This window comes from Bacteroidota bacterium (genome assembly GCA_039714315.1).
GTDB lineage: Bacteria > Bacteroidota > Bacteroidia > Flavobacteriales > JADGDT01 > JADGDT01.
Genome location: JBDLJM010000023.1, coordinates 1 through 20,644, shown reverse-complemented (window position 1 = coordinate 20,644; position 20,644 = coordinate 1). Strand labels below are relative to the sequence as shown.

Annotated in this window: 15 protein-coding genes; all 15 read right to left on the bottom strand. The window is 35.7% G+C overall.

The features are described from left to right. Positions 1 to 59: 59 nt before the first annotated feature. The 15 genes from ABFR62_04295 to ABFR62_04225 all read right to left on the bottom strand — a co-directional run bounded on the left by ABFR62_04295 (position 60) and on the right by ABFR62_04225 (position 20,543). Positions 60 to 1,037 (bottom strand): pyruvate dehydrogenase complex E1 component subunit beta, encoded by a 978-nt coding sequence (locus ABFR62_04295; GenBank protein ID MEN8137633.1) that lies wholly within the window; start codon positions 1,035 to 1,037, stop codon positions 60 to 62. A 241-nt stretch (positions 1,038 to 1,278) separates the two neighbouring features. After that, entirely contained in the window at positions 1,279 to 2,595 is a 1,317-nt protein-coding gene (locus ABFR62_04290; protein MEN8137632.1) for a DUF3748 domain-containing protein, read from the bottom strand. Then, the gene (locus ABFR62_04285) at positions 2,596 to 3,240 is read right to left on the bottom strand and encodes an SIS domain-containing protein (GenBank protein ID MEN8137631.1); all 645 of its coding nucleotides are present in this window, start codon (positions 3,238 to 3,240) and stop codon (positions 2,596 to 2,598) included. It abuts the gene before it with no gap. A 12-nt stretch (positions 3,241 to 3,252) separates the two neighbouring features. Then, complete coding sequence (locus tag ABFR62_04280) at positions 3,253 to 5,166, bottom strand: PfkB family carbohydrate kinase (protein MEN8137630.1); 1,914 nt, start codon at positions 5,164 to 5,166, stop codon at positions 3,253 to 3,255. Between the two features lie 13 nt (positions 5,167 to 5,179). Further along, entirely contained in the window at positions 5,180 to 6,208 is a 1,029-nt protein-coding gene (locus tag ABFR62_04275; protein MEN8137629.1) for a hypothetical protein, read from the bottom strand. Between the two features lie 15 nt (positions 6,209 to 6,223). Next, on the bottom strand, positions 6,224 to 7,402 hold the full coding sequence (gene larC, locus ABFR62_04270; GenBank protein MEN8137628.1) for a nickel pincer cofactor biosynthesis protein LarC: 1,179 nt from the start codon (positions 7,400 to 7,402) through the stop codon (positions 6,224 to 6,226). An 11-nt stretch (positions 7,403 to 7,413) separates the two neighbouring features. Beyond that, entirely contained in the window at positions 7,414 to 8,067 is a 654-nt protein-coding gene (gene larB, locus ABFR62_04265) for a nickel pincer cofactor biosynthesis protein LarB (protein ID MEN8137627.1), read from the bottom strand. Further along, on the bottom strand, positions 8,054 to 8,863 hold the full coding sequence (gene larE / locus ABFR62_04260; protein ID MEN8137626.1) for an ATP-dependent sacrificial sulfur transferase LarE: 810 nt from the start codon (positions 8,861 to 8,863) through the stop codon (positions 8,054 to 8,056). The genes larB and larE overlap by 14 nt, the downstream gene beginning before the upstream one ends. Then, positions 8,826 to 10,019, bottom strand: a complete 1,194-nt coding sequence (locus tag ABFR62_04255; GenBank protein ID MEN8137625.1) for an MFS transporter — start codon at positions 10,017 to 10,019, stop codon at positions 8,826 to 8,828. The genes larE and ABFR62_04255 overlap by 38 nt, the downstream gene beginning before the upstream one ends. A gap of 305 nt (positions 10,020 to 10,324) precedes the next feature. Beyond that, the gene (locus ABFR62_04250; GenBank protein ID MEN8137624.1) at positions 10,325 to 11,608 is read right to left on the bottom strand and encodes an MFS transporter; all 1,284 of its coding nucleotides are present in this window, start codon (positions 11,606 to 11,608) and stop codon (positions 10,325 to 10,327) included. A 260-nt stretch (positions 11,609 to 11,868) separates the two neighbouring features. Further along, positions 11,869 to 13,635 carry a TIM-barrel domain-containing protein gene (locus ABFR62_04245; GenBank protein MEN8137623.1) on the bottom strand — a complete coding sequence of 589 codons (1,767 nt, stop codon included), beginning with the start codon at positions 13,633 to 13,635 and terminating at the stop codon, positions 11,869 to 11,871. Between the two features lie 56 nt (positions 13,636 to 13,691). Further along, positions 13,692 to 15,149, bottom strand: a complete 1,458-nt coding sequence (locus ABFR62_04240; GenBank protein ID MEN8137622.1) for a PHP domain-containing protein — start codon at positions 15,147 to 15,149, stop codon at positions 13,692 to 13,694. 146 nt (positions 15,150 to 15,295) lie between these two features. Further along, positions 15,296 to 17,791, bottom strand: coding sequence for a glycoside hydrolase family 3 C-terminal domain-containing protein (locus ABFR62_04235; GenBank protein MEN8137621.1), 2,496 nt, complete (start codon positions 17,789 to 17,791; stop codon positions 15,296 to 15,298). Between the two features lie 50 nt (positions 17,792 to 17,841). Further along, positions 17,842 to 19,023, bottom strand: a complete 1,182-nt coding sequence (locus ABFR62_04230; GenBank protein ID MEN8137620.1) for a glycoside hydrolase family 172 protein — start codon at positions 19,021 to 19,023, stop codon at positions 17,842 to 17,844. Next, complete coding sequence (locus ABFR62_04225; GenBank protein MEN8137619.1) at positions 19,011 to 20,543, bottom strand: trehalase family glycosidase; 1,533 nt, start codon at positions 20,541 to 20,543, stop codon at positions 19,011 to 19,013. The genes ABFR62_04230 and ABFR62_04225 overlap by 13 nt, the downstream gene beginning before the upstream one ends. Positions 20,544 to 20,644: the final 101 nt, after the last annotated feature.

Below are 20,644 nucleotides of genomic sequence, written 5' to 3'. Positions count from 1 at the left end.
ATTGCTTCAATATAAAAGATACCTGACTGAGTAAGTCAGGTATCTTTTATTTTCTCACCCTATTTATACATAACCTTATTAACAGCTTCTATTACTTTTGCGGCATTGGGCAACCATAACTCGAATAATTTCTTCGAAAATGGTGCAGGTGTATCAGGTGTTGTAATTCTTTGTACGGGTGCATCCAAATAATCAAATGCCTCCGATTGTACTCTGTAAGCTATTTCGGAAGATACAGACGCAAATGGCCATGCTTCTTCAAGAATAACCAAACGGTTAGTCTTTTTTACCGATTTCAAAATTGCATCAAAATCCAACGGACGAACAGTTCTAAGGTCGATTATTTCAACACTGATCCCATCTTTTTCAAGCTGCTCAGCGGCTTTGTAGGCCTCCTTTATAATTTTCCCGAAAGAAACTATAGTTACATCACTACCTTCTCTTTTTACATCGGCTACCCCAAGAGGAATTATATATTCACCTTCAGGTATTTCTCCTTTATCGCCATACATTTGTTCCGACTCCATAAATATCACAGGATCTTCATCTTTAATAGAGGCTTTTAACAGACCTTTGGCATCATAGGGATTAGAAGGAACAACTACCTTTAGTCCCGGAACATTTGCATACCAGTTTTCGAATGATTGCGAATGTGTTGCAGCAAGCTGACCAGCAGAGCCTGATGGCCCCCTGAATACAATAGGAATATTAAACTGACTTCCTGACATATGGCGCATTTTCGCAGCATTGTTTATAATCTGATCTATTGCAACCAACGAAAAGTTCATCGACATAAATTCAACTATAGGTCTGTTGCCATTCATGGCAGATCCAACTGCTATTCCGGCAAATCCGGCCTCAGCAATTGGTGTATCTATCACTCTTTTCGAACCAAACTCATCCAACATACCTTTCGATGCTTTATAAGCTCCATTATATTCAGCAACTTCTTCTCCCATAAGAAAGATGCTCTCGTCGCGTCGCATTTCTTCACTCATAGCCTCAGCTATAGCCTCTCTAAACGTAACTTTTCTCATTATTCTCTATACTTATTATATAAAAAGAACAGCCATTTCCCTTAACTGTCAACTCTATAAAAACTCCAATAGCAAAATTATGACATAAAATGGAATTATTATAAATAAACTATAGATGCTAACTATAGGCTTATCTGATTTTTTTTGTAGACATCTCACATAAAACAATATACCCTATCTGAGAATTTGAATAAAAAAATGGGGGCAACACAAAAATCCGTGGATTATAACGTTGATCCATTTATTGTATCGGATTAAAATCGAGAATAAAAATTTGTCTAAACTCCTGTTTATCTTTTCCTGTAACTTTTATAGTATAGGCTAAGGTTTTACCATCGTGCGATACTACAAGATGTTCTCGCTTTTTATCGTCATTAGTTAAAAAGGTTGTCCTGTTTTCAATAGCTCCTTTACCCAATCTGCTTACTGCAATATTACCACTTACTATATAAAATATGTATTTTCCTGTGGGATGCCAACGTAATGCGGATGCATCAGAGTTATTAAATGTAACTTGATGTGGTTTAAAGCGTATATCATCCAACATATCAGATCCATCAACAGGGATAATAAAAATCTGTTTCACTCCTGATGAATCTCGGTCAAAATAAGCAATATACTTTCCATCGTTTGATCCACGAACTATCCCATCGGCAAATTTGCTATTTGTTAATCTTCTAATTTTTACTCCATCCATAGCTTCAGGGTAAGTACTTTTTGTTCCCGAATTCAACTTTATTGATTCTATATAATCCGGCAATTCTGCTACAAACAATGAATTTTCATAATCTTCTCCATTCTCAGCTCTTACTTTTCCTATAAAAGCTCTTTTGGTTCCAACTGAATCAACCCACGAATCACCTGTAGCTTTTTCTATCTCTCCGGCTTTTGATTGACCCTTTTTAGCTGGTTTTACAATCAGTGAAAAACAATGTGTTGCCCCCTTAGGGGCGTAATTACATTCGAAAAGCACTCCTATTGTCCTGTCATAATCTGTACATAAATAATCATCGTAAGTAAAACCTATACGATTACCTTTTTTAGAATATTCATGTCGGTGGGTACCTCCTCTATGGGCTCCTAAAGGAGTAATTTCTGATTCTACATCCCTTAAATCAGGATACGAAACATTTTGCAATCCATCAGTACTAACAACTAATGCCGTTCGATTTTTCTGACTGTAAAAACCCCTTTTTTCAACTTCTTCTATTGAAGGTCCACTAATGAAAATTAACTTATTCTCTATAGGGTGATATGATGTGGCACCCAATCCAGGAGCAGCTTGATTGCCGGTTATACTTGGGGGATTCCAAATTATAGTTTCCTTTCCTGTTGCTATTTCTACTATTTCAATTGACTTAGTATTATCGAGACTTTCGTTGAAAACTGTTCCTCTGGTATCGTAACATAAAAACTTATTATCCGGCGAAAAGTTATCATTATTATCCAAAGCATGATTCTTCTCCGTAAAGGTTATTTGACGCTCTTTCGCAGTAGTGAATTTATCATTACATGAAGTAAAAACCAGCAGAAATATGGACAAAATAAGTATTCGCATCTAAAACAAATTTTCCTCTACTATTTTACACAGAACATGATAAATAGGTAAATGATATTCTTGTATGAAAGGAGTAATTCCTGATGGCACTTCAATAGCTACATCACAATAATTATTGAGAGTACCTTTTTTATTTCCGACCAAAGCAATCACTTTCATTTCCATTGCCTTGGCTGTAATAGCAGCATTAACAACATTTTTAGAATTTCCGGAAGTACTTATCCCAATTAAAACATCTCCTTTTTTTGCGTATCCCAAAACCTGTTGTGCAAAGATTAAATCGGCATCTATATCATTTGCCACGGCTGAAGTTAATCCGGAATGGGCACTAAGAGAAATTGCAGGTAAACTACCCTGCAGCTTCTCAGCAAGGTATTGTCCCGAATCGGAATCAATATTTATTAAACTATTTTTTACTTCGGGTGATATTTCTCTCTTTTTACTAAAACTCTTCATCAACTCTCCCACAATATGATCGGAATCGGAACTGCTTCCTCCGTTTCCGCAAATTAAAAGTTTCTTTCCGTTTTTAAATGAAGCTAACAATATCTCCGCTGCAAGTTCGATATCTGATTTACAAACCTCCAACTCAGGATATCTGCTAATTAATCCGTCTATTAATTTTCCGTTTTTCGCCTTATTCATATTGTATTATTTTCAACTCATAACACTTTTTCCTTCAAACAAAATATCGAACAATATCGATTCCTGAGAAAAGTCCGGAATAATATATTGAGCACCTGCCTTTATCAGGCGTGTTCGCTTAGAAATATTTATTCCATATCGTCTTATCTCATCGCTTGCAATACCTACTGCTGTTCCTCCTACTTTCCTGCACTCTCTGATTTCTACAGGTCCGTCTCCTACTACCAATAATTCGCTTCCTTTTAGATTATTATTTTTCAGAATGTCGTTTATCACCATTTTTTTCGAATACTTTGACACGTCTCCCACCGAACCGTAAATCCCGCCATCAAACAAATCGGCATATCCCATTACCCCGGCTTCATTTTTCACATCATCTACATCGGTACCACTTGCAAGGTAAAGTTTTACTCCACGTTTCTTTAGTCTATGCATAAAGTTTAAAATTCCCTTCATCAGGAAATCATCGTTGGAAAGTTCCTTATTATTCAACTTTTCTATTCGCTTATTCACCATTTCCATCAAGGCATCATTATAAATTTCTTTATACTGAAATTTATCTTTTACATCTTCTACATATCCGTACTCTTTAACTATTTTTACCAAACCCTCCATCTGAAGAATTGTTTGAATTCCCGTTGTAGCATCAATAAATTCTAAAGATCTTTGTTTTATTTCTGAATAAGTTTTAGCATCTACAGAATTAATCTTGTCTCCTAAAATTGCTTCTATCATTACCGGTTCCATTACATGCTCCCACCCTTCGCGCAGGGTACTTATTGTACCATCGTGATCGAAAACAGCGTGTTTTATTCCATGTAATTCTTCAAATACATCATTTTCTACAATTTCAATTTCACTAGCATCGTGAAATTTGGCATTTCTATTATCTCCTGCCAGTTCGGTATTAAACAAATAATCTCCAATTTTATTTATCTCAGTAATTTCTTCGGCAGAAGCTGTTCCTGTAGTAAATAGTTTCTGAATAGTAACACCGGCAGCCAAAACTGCAAATTCAGTAGCCCGGGTATGCTCTACTCCAACAGCTAAGCACATAGCTAAGGCACTAATTGTAGTATCGCCTGCACCAACAGTATCAATTTTATTCGTAATATTCAAAGATGGTACATGCCTGAGTCCTTTATTATCGCAAATTAGCACTCCTCTATTTCCCGATGTCAGGAACACCGGTTTGGTTGTATTCTGATGAAGTTTCACAGCATTATTTTTAGACTCTTCAAAAGAGATAAAATCACTTGGTTTCGCATCTCCTCCCAATAAAATTGCTGCTTCAATTTCGTTTACTTTTCGATAAACTTCCAGGAACTTTCTATTGTAGTGGCGAGAATCTACTATTATGATTTTATCATTATACTTTTTAAACAACTTGTTTGCTCCTTCTATAAATTCGGGATTATTCAAACTTCCTTCTACCTGCTGATTAAATATCAGCACATCATAATTCTTTAATGCAGACTCTATATTATTTAAAATTGTATCGTCAGTTTCATGTGTTCGTGCATTCTTTAATCCGAAATCGATACGTGGTTCTTCTACATCGCCATTGTATTTTTTAATATAGGTATAAGTTGCAAAATTTTCATTCTGCACTATAAGTGTATCTGTTTTAACTCCATCGGCAGAAAGCTGGCCTACCAGTTCTCGTCCGAAAACATCATTCCCTACAACTCCAATAGCTCTGATTTCTGCAGGCTTTAATGCCAACAAATTTGAAACAACATTCCCTGCTCCTCCCGGACTATATTTTTGTCCTGCCACAGACTGTGCCTGTAAACCTGTTTCTACAGAAACTTCCGAGCCCTCCTCATCCATTATCCAGTAAACATCGAGACAAAAATCTCCGTAAACAGCAACTTTTGCATCTTGTATTCTTTCAAGAATATTATTTAAACCTGCTTTATTCATTATATGTAGATAATTAGATTAATTCAATAATTTTTTGGTACAACATTGGCAGAGTCGCCAACTGATTACCCGAAATATAATATCCTTTTCCATTGTAGGCTTGAGGTACACGGGTTACTATACTTTTTTGATCGCGGTAGTAGTATCCTACTTCTTCTTCATTTGAAAATACTTTAGGGTCGTAAGGTCGTAAATCGAAGTTTGCCGTGATAATATTATCCGGAACCTTACCAATATTTCCTGCCATAGATGCGGCTTTCAGGAATACTTCCGGTCCCGTAACTGCACTGCCTATATTCATAATAATACCTCCCTCAGTAAACTTAGTTATCTCCTCGGTATATATTAGAAAGTCTCTACCTGAACATCCTCCTTTATCTGCTCCATCAAAAAACTCGTGTTGATCCAAAACGTCGGTACCTATCCCTGCATGAACCGTAAAAGGCACGTCATTCTGGTAACATATAGATTGCAAACATATTTCGGAATGTAGAAACTCAACATCCTCTTCTACCCTTAATACTTCCTGCACTTTTTTACGGAAACCTTCATCATTAAACATCCTTCCAACCGATTCTCCATATCCAAGTTTCATGCTGTTTCCTACGGTTACGGCAGCATTTATGTAATTAAATTCAAATGCCATTCCAAATTCTCCCTTTTCAAGAGCCTGAGGAACATACTCGCTTGTTTCTCCTATTAATCCAAGTTCGAAATCGTGAATAGAAGTAGCTCCATTACCTGCAAACAGAGTTATCATATCCTTTTTCACCATATCAGCAACCAAAGGCGATAAACCGTTTTTTATCATGTGTCCGCCTGTAAGCATGACTACAGGTTTTCCTTGCTTACGAAACTCTACTATATCTTTGGCTAGCTTTTCTAAACGTTTCTCTACACCCTCTCCAACTTCATACTTTGTCTTAAGCACTTCTTCCGGAAAATGTAAATCCGAAAATTTCACCTTATTAGTACGTGTAGATACCGGATATGTTTTTACTTGAGTAGGATCAAATGCAGTGTATTTTCCTTTATATTCCATTTTCAATTATGCTTATTAAACTTTGTCATTATAGCTTGCCATATTCTTATAACTTTCCAGTTCACTATCAAGAACAAGCAATGGTATATTTTGTTCTTTACTTATTTTTATCAAATCTTCATACTCGTAAGTTCTTCGTTCTATACCTGACGGGGTAATAACTACCTTAATTCTTATTTTTCCGTATGGAGTTTCTACCCAAAGTATTTCCCTATCCAGTGTATTTCTGTGCACATTGTAATATCTAACTCCAATTGTTGACGTATTTTCTAAAATTATATTCGACAATTTCAGAACATTATCATTACTGGTGATACATGATAATAAAATACCCGGACGCCCCTTTTTCATCTGAATTTGGGTAAAATAGAAATCTTTTGCTCCGTTCTCCAATAATGTCTGTTGAAAATCACTCCCTAAAAATTCACTTGAAACATCATCCATATTACACTCTATTACAGTAAGTGAACTATGATTGTTTAATTCTGTTTCTATTGACGAAATACGAAGTACATTAGGTTCTTTAAACCTTTTTTCTCCGGCTCCGTAAACTGTTTTTTTTCTGATTATTTTAGGAAGTTTAAAAATAGGATTCAGATATTTTAATATAGCTGCACCTGTTGGAGTAACACGTTCTCCTTCTTCTTTACCTGAGTAGGTAGGTATTCCATTTAAAATTTCGGCAGTTGCAGGTGCCGGTACCGGAAGCACACCATGTTGAGTGTTTACAAATCCATATCCGGTACAAATTGAACTCGAATAGCTTTTCTTTATTCGAAGTCTATCAATAAGTACAGCGCTTCCAATTATATCAATTATAGAATCTATAGCGCTAATTTCATGAAAGTGAATTTTACTTATTGGAATATTATGCATTTTACTTTCTGCCTCTCCAATAATTGCAAATATCTCCTTCGCTATTATCTTTGAATTTAGACTAATATCACCATTATCAATTATTTGATTAATCTCCGATAGATGTCTGTGAACATTGTCATTTTCATTATCAATTACTTTTACATGCTGCGAAACTATTCCATTGCGAACGAGCTTATGAATTTTAACTTCTGCTCCCGGCAGATTTAATTTCTCGGGTAATGATAATAACATTTCATGAGCATCGGCAAGTTCAGCCAAAGCACTTAAGAACATATCTCCGGACAATCCTGAAAAAGCTTCTATGTATATCTTCATCTCAAATAATATTATTTATTTATCAAGTTCAATATCCTTATAGCAGCCATAGCAGCACCATAACCATTATTTATATTCATAACAGTTATTCCATTCGCACAAGAACTCAACATAGAATTCAAAGCCACATTTCCTCCTTTTGCAACACCATAACCAACATCACTGGGAACCGCAATAATTGGTTGAGGGAGCACCCCGCCAACAACGGTTGGCAGAGCTCCCTCAAAACCAGCAACAACAACTAATACCTTATATTTCTTTAACTCATCAACTTTATTCAACAATCTGTGAACACCTGCAACTCCGATATCGGAAAATACCGTTACTGAGATTTTCATGAATTCGAGAGTATAATATACCTCATTCACAACATGAATATCGGAAGTGCCTCCCGATAAAATGGCAACATCATAATTCTCTTTTACATCTTCAGCACTGTAAAGCATAAAAACCCCCGACTCTTCATCATAAAAAGAATCCCTGAATATCTTCTTTAATGCTGTGGCTTTTTCTGCCTGAAGTTTTGTTATTAATGCATTCTTATGTTTTTCCACATAATTATACAATATTGAAGTTAAATCTTTCACATTTTTCGACTCACCGAAAACAACCTCCGGGAACCCTAATCTATCTTCTCGATTATGATCTATATTATGATTCTGCATGTCCGATATCCCTGTTTAATTTACCTGAAACTAATCCTTCCTCATCTACCAAACATTTCTCAAAACCAAGTTTTAATACATTTTGAGAAATCTTACTAAAGTTCCTTTGTAAGTCATTTATTCTATCCTGAGGAACCTCTACTTTACAATAGTTTCCATAGTGTCGTACCCTAACATCGTTAAAACCATTCATGTTAAGTGTTTCTTCGGCTTCCTCTATTTGCCGCAACTTTTCTTTTGTTATGGTACTGCCATAAGGTATTCGGGTACTTAAACAAGGAGATGAAGGTTTGTTCCATATTTCCAAGTCGAGGTATTTTGCAATATCCCTAATATCGTTTTTCGAAAGATCCATTTCTGCCAAAGGCGAAACAACATCGTGTTCGGAAGCCGAAATATGCCCCGGCCTGTAGTCATCTGAATCATCTTTATTTGTACCATTGAATATAGAATACCCAGGATACTCTGTTTTTAAGGCTTCCAGTGCTTCGTAAAGATGATTTTTACAGAAATAACAACGATTATGAGGATTTGAATAGTAATCCTCGTCGAGCAACTCTTCTGTTTGGATAATCTTATACTCAATATCGTATTTATTACAGAAATCAACCGCTTTGAGCAACTCGGAGTATTTATAACTCTCGCTGGCCGATATAACTCCAATTGTTTTGTCCTTTCCTAAAAACTTACGGCTTAAATACAATACAAGAGACGAATCTACCCCTCCCGAAAAAGCTACTATAGCCCCTTTATGAGGACTAAGCCACTGCTCTATTTTCTTCAAGTTTTTTTGCATTTTTCTCAGATTTAAAAACAAAAAGCGATATACCTAACAGTATAAGCATTGTTATTATTATTACAACTAAGGCAAGCCTTATCCCAAACGAAGAACTAACAAATCCCATGACAGGGGGAATAAAAGCACCTCCTGAGATTGCCATTACCATTAAACCAGATATTTCATTTGCGCGTTTTGGATATTTTTCAATTGCTATTGAAAATATCAAAGGAAACAGATTGGCAGAAGCAAGGCCAACTATAAATATTGTGACTCGCGCCATAAACAGGTTTGAAGTCATGAACATTAATACTGCTCCTAAAAGAGCAAGTAATGTTGTTGCCAAAAGAAATTTATATGATGATATCCAGTTTAGTAGAATAGAGCCTAAAAAACGCCCTATCATCAGTGCAGTAAAATACAAACTGATACCAAGTGATGCTTTTTCTATCTCTAAACCAAACTCTCCCTGAAGGAAAAGAGTTATATTGGTGTTCATCCCTACATCAGCGCCGACAACAAAGAAAATACCGAGCACCATTATTAGTACAAATTTATTATTTAGCAAGGAGAAGCAAGACTTAAAAGTAGCCGCTTTTTCTTCATTTTTGGTCTCTTTTATCACGGTTGCATTCACCCATAGAACAGCTAAAATTGAAGTGATTCCATATACTAGGAAAACAAGTTTCCAATTTCCAAAACTTGTGGCGGCCATCGCTGCCAAAATAGGTCCCAACAATGAACTAATAGCCTTAATAAACTGTCCAAAGCTCATAAAACTCGAAAATTTACCCTGGGGTATCACATCGTAAAGTAGAGGATTTGCCGAAACCTGAATTATAGTATTCCCTACTCCCATAAATACGATAGAAAACATCATACTTACAAAAGAATAATAGACAAAAGGAATCAACATGCCTACAGCAATAAAAGCTACTCCAATTGAAACGAGTGTTTTTTTGCCAAACCTGTCCTGTAAAATACCTGTGGGAACCGATAGAAAGAAAAACCATATTAAAGCCAAAAAGGGCAGTAACTGCACCCATTTATCGGCTAAGTTAAAATCACTTTTAATATAAGCCGTGGCTACTCCAATAATATCTGCAAAACCCATTACTATATAAATGAGCATTACCGGTGCCAGCTTTGTAATATTGATCGCTTTTTGATTCATCTGATAATAGTTTTATATTTCAGTCACCTACCTGACTTCGTCTTGCAGGTAGGGATGGTGTTCGCAAGACAAAATTTTAACATTCCCCTGTGGTTCAAAATTGTTGAAATTTCATCATGCTAGTTTCATCTATAAATAGATGAAGCTATATAGCTCAAATTTATATTTCTCTAAAGCAAATCAATTCGTCAATATTATTGTAATTACATGATATTTTAACTTATAAGAGGATTGTTGAATTGTTAAACTGGATTGTATTTTCAGATGACAGTTAAACAAATAACCAAACTATCATGAAACAACTATTACGCTGCCTTTTTTATTTTAGAAAAGATGATTGATTTTATTTCTTTAACACTCAATGTTTTGTTTAAGATTATAGGTTTTGCCAAATACCCTAAAACAAATATATAGCCCAATGGAATTAAAATAAAAAACATTGCATATTTCAAACCAATTACATCGGCCATAGAGCCAATTATTAAAGGTACAACAGCTCCTCCTACAATACCTGTAACAAGAATTCCGGAAAACGATCCATGATGTTTATCCATAGAATTCAATGCCAAAGAAAATATCACCGACCACATTACCGAAATAAAGAATCCTGTTAAAGGGAAAGCTATTAAGGCAAGCTCTTTACTTCCTAATAATGCTAACATCAATGAGGCAATTGCCAATACTGTAAAGAATTTAAGAACTTTTCGGGCATCCCATAATTTTAATAGAACCAAACCTAAAAGGCAGCCTATGGTTAACATTCCCCAAAAAAGCGAAACACTTTCGGCTCCTTCTACCCTGGGACTTAATCCGTGATAGCTTTGCAAAAATTGCGAAATCCAGTTTGCAATTCCCTGCTCGGTTCCAACATAGGCAAATATCCCGATGAAAAACATAATCACTGTTTTGTTTTTAAACAACTCGACGTGTGTTTTCCATGCTCCGGCAACTTCGTCTTCTTTGCGTTCCACTTTAGGAAATTTCACAAAAAACAATATTACTGCAGTTACTAAGCTTATAAGTGCGAAAATCCAATATAGAGAAACCCATGAATAATCTTCGGGTACAAGGTGTTTTAAAGTATTTATCAAAAAGTTCGGATTTGCATTTCCACTTTCCAATTCGTTAACCAAATAGGTATAAGTTAACGGACTTAAAAATGAAGCTGCTCCAAAAACCAACTGTGCAATTACAGAGTTAAAAGCAAAATTCTCTTCACCTCCGGCTGTTCTCAAAAGAGGATTAATGGCGACCTGTAATGCTGCCATTCCTGCTCCAATAAGGAATAAAGAAAATATTGCTGTTTTAAACCCCGGAAAAGCACTAAAAGTTAATGCTCCGATAAGTGAGGCTAAAAAAGCAATTATCATTACTGTTTTCTCATCCGATTTTTCTAAAACCATCCCCACAGGAATTGACATAACACCATAAGCAGCAAAAAAAGAAAAAGGAAGGAAAGCAGCCATGGACAGGCTCATCTGAAAATCGCTTCTTATCTCCGGGAGCAGTGCCCCCATTATATTTGTCAAAAAAGATATTACAAAGAATATATAGAATATCAACAGTATTAAAATATGGTTTCGTTTCATAAATTATTCTTTTTGGGACAAAAGAGTCACTATTACTACATATTCAAATATAAATTCAGACTTCTCTTGAGTATTCTTTTATATTATTTGAATTACATTATATGTTAACCTAATTTACTAATCGATAAGAAACCTTTTTTTTCAAGCCACCATCTTACGGGAAAAGTACTTAGTACTGTAAATTTAGTACTGAGTATTTAGTACTTAGATATTAGACTCACAACTCCTGCAACATTCGTAGTAGAACCAAAAAGTCCCCCTTAATATTGTATCTCATATTCACCTTCCGTGTAATTAGAAGTTCTTATTGTAATTTTATGATTTTGAGAATCATAACTCCAGTTTTTCTTATCTAATTTTTCTCCATCAAGAATTACATTTTTAACGGCTTTCTCGGAATGAATCCTGAGGATATGAGCTATCTTATCTCCATTAATACTCACGAATAGCTTATCTTTCAACCGATAGGATATTTCCGTTTCTCCGCTATTATTGCTATGGTAATATGTAAAGCTGTTCTTATCTTTAGGATATATTAATAGTGTAGTAAAACCCTCTGATTCATTGTCTCCAATATTTGTATAAGCCCGGCTTATTTTCATAGGTACAATAGCACCTTCCTTAATGTAAACCGGAAACTCATCAATAGGATATTCCCGTTCAAAAGTAAGCCCTCCTTCAAGTAACTCTATATCGTTAAAGAAATATCGCCATTCTCCTTCAGGGAGAGAAACACTGCGTTTTTTGGAGTCGATATAAATAGGAGCAACTAAAAAATCATCGCCAAACATATATTGATATTTACCGATGTTCATCACAGTCTGCAGGCGTCTTTCTCCATTGTGTGCACTCACAACATAGTGATACATATAAGGAATTAACTCTGTGTGCATCCAGGAGAATTTTCTGATTATTTCAAGTTCTTCCTTACTTCTTTTCCAAAGTCGTCTTTCGCCGTGCCCTCCGTTCATAAAAAGCCCACAAAAAGCAGAAAACTGTGTCCAACGAATATATAAACGTGGAGGAATTTTACTTCCTGAGAATCCGGCAATATCAGAGCCTATAACATTATAACCCAGTTTGGCACTCGCCAACACATGTTCTATTGCCATAGTAATACCTTCTGCTCCTTCCATTACTAAATCAACATTGTCTTCTTCTCTCTCCTTTTCATCTTTCAACTCAGCCCACGTGTGCTTTTGATCTCCAACCCAATTCACCGGTGACGAATCAAAAGGAGAAAATCCTTCCGGATGGGCATACAATCCATCTATAGCCCTCGAAAGAGTTACAAATTCCGGATTTTGTGTAAGTCCGTGCTTATATTCTTCGCGATAATACAAGTCCATATACTTTCTTGTAGTCATAAGCCCCTCCTTGCTATCCTTATAGAAAAATGGAAGACCTGCAATTTTCGAATAAAACAAAGTTGCTGCACCATCGAGTTTCCACCCGTCTATTCCGTAATCGAATAGCTTTTGCTGCTTTGATCGCCACCATTTTACCGCCTCCGGGTTACTGTAATCGAGAAAGCCACCATCGCCTTTCCACCAGTGATTAAGATGTTTGGATTTTACCAGATACCCCTTCTCTTTAATTCGATTGTACCACTCTTCAGAATCATTAATCCTGCTATCCTTACTATTGCTGTTTATTAGGGAAGTCATCCAGAGTACAACTCTATAATCATTATCCTGCAGATTTTTAAACCATTTTTCAGGTTGGGGATATCGAATGGTATCAATTTCAAAATCGTTATAACGCAGTGACCAGGGACTATCTAAAATTATGGTCCTAACAGGGATATCGTGTTCTTTATAACCTTGTAATAATTCATCAATATAGGCCGAAGTATTTACATCATCTTCCCAAAGCCAGTTTTCCAATACCCAGGACGGTGTTAAGGGTAGTTTTTCATGTCGTTGACTATTAAACGGAACTCCCCATACAGGTAATATCCAATAGAAGTACACGATAGTTAATATCAGAATAGCAGTAATTAGTATGTTTCTGATCCATTTTTTCATAATACAGTTGTAATACAAAGGAGCATATAAATTGCCTCTGCGTAAATATCATCCTGTTATATTTTCCTAATATTAAATTTATCTCTGACTATTCTTAAATAAACTATAATTCCCGAATATACTAAAAACGCTGTTCCGGAATAAAACAGGAAAGTGCTATATTCAATATAAATATCGTTATCACTACCTGCTACTTCCTCTATTTCGAGATAGTAATTTAATGCGAGTATTAATAAAAACAATGCACTGACAAAACTTAAAACAGCAATAGCTTTATCTGTAAAAATTAACTTTCGTAATTTATCTACACTCATAAATATGAATATCCAGAACACCCAAGATAAAAATTGCCAAACATTCAATGTCCTGAAATAATTAAAGAATGAAATAACAGGTCTCCAAAACATACCAGTCTTTGCATAGTATGGCCTGTCGTTATACATCAGAACCTTAAGTTTATCTTGTTCTCTTTTCTTAATAATATTCAGTATTGCCAATTCCTTCGCATCAACACTCAATTCATCCCAACCCGGTAATTTAAATGCATTCCATAACGAACAAACATTACCATAGCCATGAAAATCTGCACCACCATTCATCATCAATCCATTAACTGTACAGAAACCGGCTATTTTACTATTTAAGTCTCTGGGATAAAATAAATCAGTGGCAGTGTTTTCTATTTCAAATCCATCAACACCCAAATCTTTATAATACTCCAGACTCATATTTTCATCATCAAACCAATGATTTACAACTACAACCCCATTATTTGCACGGGTTGAATCTATTGCCTGTGAATCGGAATAACCATGAGTGTCGAATTTTCTTTTAAGCCCTAATAAGCTTAAATGATTTGTTCCTGAGAACTCTTCTCCCCCCAACACCAAAGGTGTCATAGGAAAATCACCATTTCTTTGTTCATTTATAAAATCAATAGTTTTTTCATGTGTATTGTGGTCCGTTATAAAGAAAGCATCAAAGCCGTTTCGCTTATGCCATTCCCATAAATTCTCCTGAGAAATTATACCGTCATGACTAAATTGAGTATGAGAATGTGTTGTTACCAAAATATTATCATTACTGTTATTAACGATGGTATTTGAAGGTAAATAAACACTCATTAAAATCATTACCACAAATATTGTAAACCACAAACCTACAATCATTGGCAGGTTTAAAACCTGACCAACAATGAAAGTTCTTTTCTGAAGGGCTATTCTTTTAGCAAATAGCCAAAATATCGAATAGAGAATAAAAATAATAACAATCCAATACAAAACATATTTGATCTCCACCAACGTGTAAAACCCTCTGTTAAAATAAAGTAAATGACCTAAGAAAGGTTCAAACAATATTCTCCAAATCGAAATATGAATATCAAAGCCTTTTGCAGACTCGAGACTTAGTGCATCAACAATATGTACAGGATAATGTAAAATTGAAGCTAATACTGCAATAATAATGGTAAATATTAATAGGCTATATTTTATTTTTTTATTTTCTGTCGGCATAAAATACAGTTTGATAAAACTCAAATATATTGCATCACAACTAATAACATTTCGTGCATTTGAATTAAAATGCATTATATGTTAACATGTTTCTATAAACAATTTCAGACTGATACGGTTTCCCTGAATCAATATTGGTATTAATCCTATTTTAAGGAAAATATACCTTTCAATCTTATATCTTTTGAACTTGAAGCAATAAATATTTCAAAATCACCGGGTTCGGCAACCCACTCTTTAGCTTCTATATCATAAAATGCAAAAGCACGTTTATCTAATTTTATTGAAACTTCTTTTGTTTCTCCAGAGTTCAACTGAACTTTAGAGAATCCTTTTAACTCTTTAAGAGGTCTATCAACACTCGCCTCCATATCGTGTACATATAATTGAACTATCTCACTACCATCGTACTTTCCAGTATTTTTCACTGATAATGAAACTTTTACCTCTTCATCTCCTAGGTTTTCAATTTTCAGATCGGAATACTCATAACTTGTATATGAAAGTCCGTAACCAAATGGAAACATGGGCTCTACTCCCTTAGAATCATAATAACGATATCCCACATAAATTCCTTCCTCCATAATTGCCTTATTCTGTACTTTTTGATAATAGGGAAAAGCCGGATTATCCTCATATTTTTTAGGGAAGGTAACAGGTAATTTCCCCGAAGGGTTATAATCGCCAAACAAAACATCACTTAGAGCATTTCCGGTTTCCTGCCCCAGATACCATGCCTGAATTATCCCATCAACTCCATCAATCCATTTTGTCATACTAACAGGATTACCTCCGTTTATTATTACAATTGTATTTTTATTTACAGCCGAAACAGCTCTAATCAACTCGTCTTGATCACCAGGCATATCCATACTTGAACGATCGAATCCCTCACCTTCAAATTCTTTATTCAAACCTACAAACAAAAGAACCACATCGGCGTTTTTTGCATACTCTACAGCTTGTTTGCTTATTGTTGTTTTTGGTTCTGTCAATTGCCAACCCAATTTTACTTCAGCATTATTACCTCCTTCGTAATATTCAACCTTAATATCATATTTCTCACCTTTCACAACATCGAGTTCAGTACTTTTCTGATGAGGACCATGCATCCCCCAGTTATTAACAAGCAATCTATTGTTGATGTACAAATACCCACCGTCATTACTCTTTACTCCTATTCTTATTTTCCCTGTTAGCGGAGCTATCAACTTCCCGGTCCAACGTGCCGAAAAACGATCTACCTGAATTTTTTTATCCGGTGATTTTTGTCCCCAATGAAAATCTATATTTTCATCTATTCTGGTAACTACGGCTTTTCCACTTACATATTCATTATTAAAAAAATCGGCTTTTAATCCGGGCTCACCATCTTCGCTAATCAAATATTTAGATGGTATTGCAATATAATCTTCTATCGCGGGTTTTGTTCCCTCGTCAAATAGCAACTCAACTTCATTGCCGAGTTTGCTTTTTAGTCCTTCAATTGGCGAAACCGAATAAAAAGGTTTTACCTCCGAACTTCCTCCCCCTCCCTTACGATTTACACTTGCATTAGGTCCGAGCACTGCAATTTTTTTAATGTTACCCTTATCCAAAGGTAAAATAGCATTTTCATTTTTAAGCAATACTATTGCCTCACGTGCTGTTTGTGCAGCTAACTCCTGATGCTCTACAGTATTTAACTTACCTTTTGGCAGACTTTCTTCATCACTAAATACTCCTATTTTCTCATAAATATTTAATATCCTTGCAACTTTTTCATCTATTTCTTCCTCACTAACCTTTCCTTCTTTTACTGCTGTCACCAATTTTTCATTAAAGAATTTTGGTTTTCCGGGCATTTCCAAATCCAATCCGGCATGTGAAGCCTCAACAGTAGAATGCACTGCATCCCAATCGCTCATTATAAAACCTTCAAATCCCCATTCTTCTCTTAAAATATCATTTAGAATATACTCATTTTCGGTACAATGCACCCCTCTAAATTTGTTGTATGCCGACATAATAGTCATGGGTTTAGCCTCTTTTACAACCATTTCGAAAGCAGGCAAATAAATTTCGCGCAATGCACGTTCGTCAACTTCTGCACTATAGCTACCCCGTGACAATTCCTGGTTGTTTAATATAAAGTGTTTCAACGAAGTGGCCACTCCAAGTTCCTGAACTCCCTTAACAAAGTTTACTCCAAGTCTGCCCGAAAGAAACGGATCTTCGGAATAACTCTCGAAATTTCGTCCACCAAGAGGCATGCGCTGAATATTTACGGTAGGGCCTAATAATATGTCGGCTTTTTTAGCTCGTGATTCATTGCCAATAGCTACACCTATCCTGTGCATCAAATCTTCGTTCCAGGTTGCTGCCATAGCCACACCTGTTGGAAATGCTGTTCCGGGATCTCCTCCTACTCCATTTGGACCATTGAGCATATTTAGTGTTCGTATTCCTAAACGAGGGATTGCATTTGTTCGCATCCCATCCATACCTCCCAGAAGAGATACTTTTTCTTCTAAGGTCATTTGGGATATAAGCTCGGATATTCTATCATTTGAATCCCCGGGGTTGGAACAAGAATTTATACTCAGTACTAAAACTGATAAAATGAATAATCTTAGTAAGCTTGACTCTATTAATCTCTTCATCCTAAAATTGGCTTAAATATTTTGCTTTTACATATTATCCTTACCTAAATTCAACCTCCAAACATCTCTTCCAAATTCCTCACCCTCTCTTCTGCCGAAGGCATTTCGGGCAATGGTTCACTCGGTACAGCTTCGTACCAAAATGTGGCAGTCGACCAATCATCGCTTCGTTCGTAATAACAACATCCTATTTGTTGAATTGCAACTCTACAATCCTGCTTCCAGTATACCGGGTCAGGTATATGCCAACGATACATAGATATATATTCGGGATTAAACTTTCTTATTTTTCCGCTTTTATAGTCCTTAACATTCACTTTCTTCTCCGACATATAATTCAAATTACAACCGTGATTTAAAAATGTAGCTTCCTGAATTCCGTATGAAAGTCCAACATAATCTTCGCTTCCCGTTCCACAAATAGTAGGGTTCTCATTATCTCCATCCATATAGATTTTCACTTCTCCTTCACCCCACCAACCGGGATACATAGTTCGCACTCCAACTACTGCTCCAATAAACCTGCCTTTGCCTGTACGTTTTGGCATAAGTTCAAAGTCATTTTTTTGAGTTGTAATTTCTCTTTTAAAACATGTGTGTAAACGTCCCACATCATCTTTGTGTTGGTCGTTAATTGTATAATCTATCTGATAATAGAAATAAAACGACATTTCAGATTCATTTGTAAGGGTAATTTTAGCATTAGAGGTGAACGGCATTGGCAACCAAAAATTGAGTGCTGCCTTTTCTCCAACCGAATGCACTGCACTCTGATACGATGTAACCTTAGCGTGTGCTATCCCCATAAAATCGCCTATTGGAGCTTCTATACTCGGATGTTCCTGACCATCCCAATAAGCTCTGATCACTGTAGTACGCAACAATTTAGCTCTGCCACTTTCTCCCTTTTCTTTAAGCCACGGATGATCCATCCATTCTCCTGTCATCCAAATATGTCTGATTGTACCTGACTGATTTATATCGCACAAAACAACTGTTTCCCCGGGTTCTATCAATTTTCGGGGAGCTCCTTTTCGTCCTACTCCCAACTCGCTTGCGTCTTTACCTCCCTCTCCGGGTTCACCTGTAGGATTTTCAAAAGATATAGAACGCGACTGCAGAGCCGTATTTAAGTTATAAAGCTCATTACTAACATTTACCTGAGCATTAGTTATCTGAAAAATTCCAATAACTAATACCGATAAAACTAAACTTTTTTTTATTCGATCCATTGCAATATTGTTTTACCATTTTTCACAACATATTCCTTTGTATTCACCACTAATGTATATGGCTCATTGCTTACTATCATAATTTTATCGCCTTCGCTAATAATATCAGTTACAACAGTACCAAACCTCAATCCTTTAATACCATGCCTTCCTTTTTGATATTTCCGCCATACAACTCTTTTTTCTGTGGCATCTATTTCGTGAAAGCCCAATACATTTTCAATAAAAAGCGAAATTGGGCCTAAAGCCGACCATCCACAAAAATCCTGACGTGAATACTTTTCGTTTTTTTTCATTGTACTCGGTTTGGCTTCTGTTGGGCTGTAACACTCCCAGATTGTATGGGGTTCTACTTCTTTATAAGTCTTCAGCATCTGTTTGATAAGATTATATGAAGTTTTATCAGCCAGTTCAAAATATCCGTATTTTTCCAATGCCTTTATCGACATATAGGCAGTTGGCAGCCAAATTCCACCGCGCCAGTATTTCCCTTTTGACTCAAAATCCTTATCATCTCGCGACACTGATGGTAATGGAAAAACTCCTCCAAATACTTTTTTATTTTCAATATGTCCAGCCAATAATTCAGCTTGATTTACACCGGGTGTAAGAGCAAGCATAGGCCAATATGCAGCAGGTGTTTTTACTGCTACATGCTCGTATGGCGAATTAACTTTTATATCGTAATAAATTCCATCTTCGCTATTCCAATAATACCGATTGATGAGCTCTTTTTGTTTTTTGTATTTATTAGAATATTCCTGTACTATATCATTTTGTTTAAGAACAGATGCAATCTCTTTTATGTAATATGCCGATAAAGCCTGTTGCGCAATAGCATCAATCCACAAAATTGAATCTTCATCACCTCGTCCACGAGGAGTATTATCCATTCCGCTTTGCACTCCTCCCCATTGATAACCATTTGGGTGTTTTTTTATTTTCACCGGAGCTCCTGCATAAGGATATTTAGTGTCTGGTTCAAAGTTGTCGAATAAGTAATAATGCTTTTGCAGATATTGTCTTTCTATCAGCACTTTTCTCAAACGCGTAGTATCGCCGGTTAATTTAAAATACTCATACTCCGACCAGGCGAATAATGGCGGATTGTCGGGGTGTTGAATAAAAAGCGATGAAGTTTGCTTATCATGCATAATTGCATAAAAATTATCGAGACTTTCAATTCCGGGGAAAAGTTCAGGAGCATATTTGCAATAGTGCATCATAAAACTTGTATCCCAAATCCAAATAGTACTTGTCCAGTGAGCTTCATCCATATACGGACTTTGAGGAGCACCTTTGCTCTCTTTTACATGATTCCATGCTAATTCCCATGCTTTCCAGTAAAACTCTACAAATTCCGGTTCGGTATCAAAAACAGGTTCTGGCATTAGAGTTTTATCCATCGGTGAAGGATTGACAGACTTTTCTATTATGTGTGATTGTTCCTTGGGGTAATTTGATTGGCATGAAGCAAACAACATTATAATTATTATTATATGAATTGGTGTTTTTTTCATCTATGCTACTTTTTAACTAAAAGAAAGTTAATAATAATTAAACATTCCTCTTAATGTTTTTTTTTGAACCATTAAGAAGTTAAGAATAGTTAAGTTTTTTT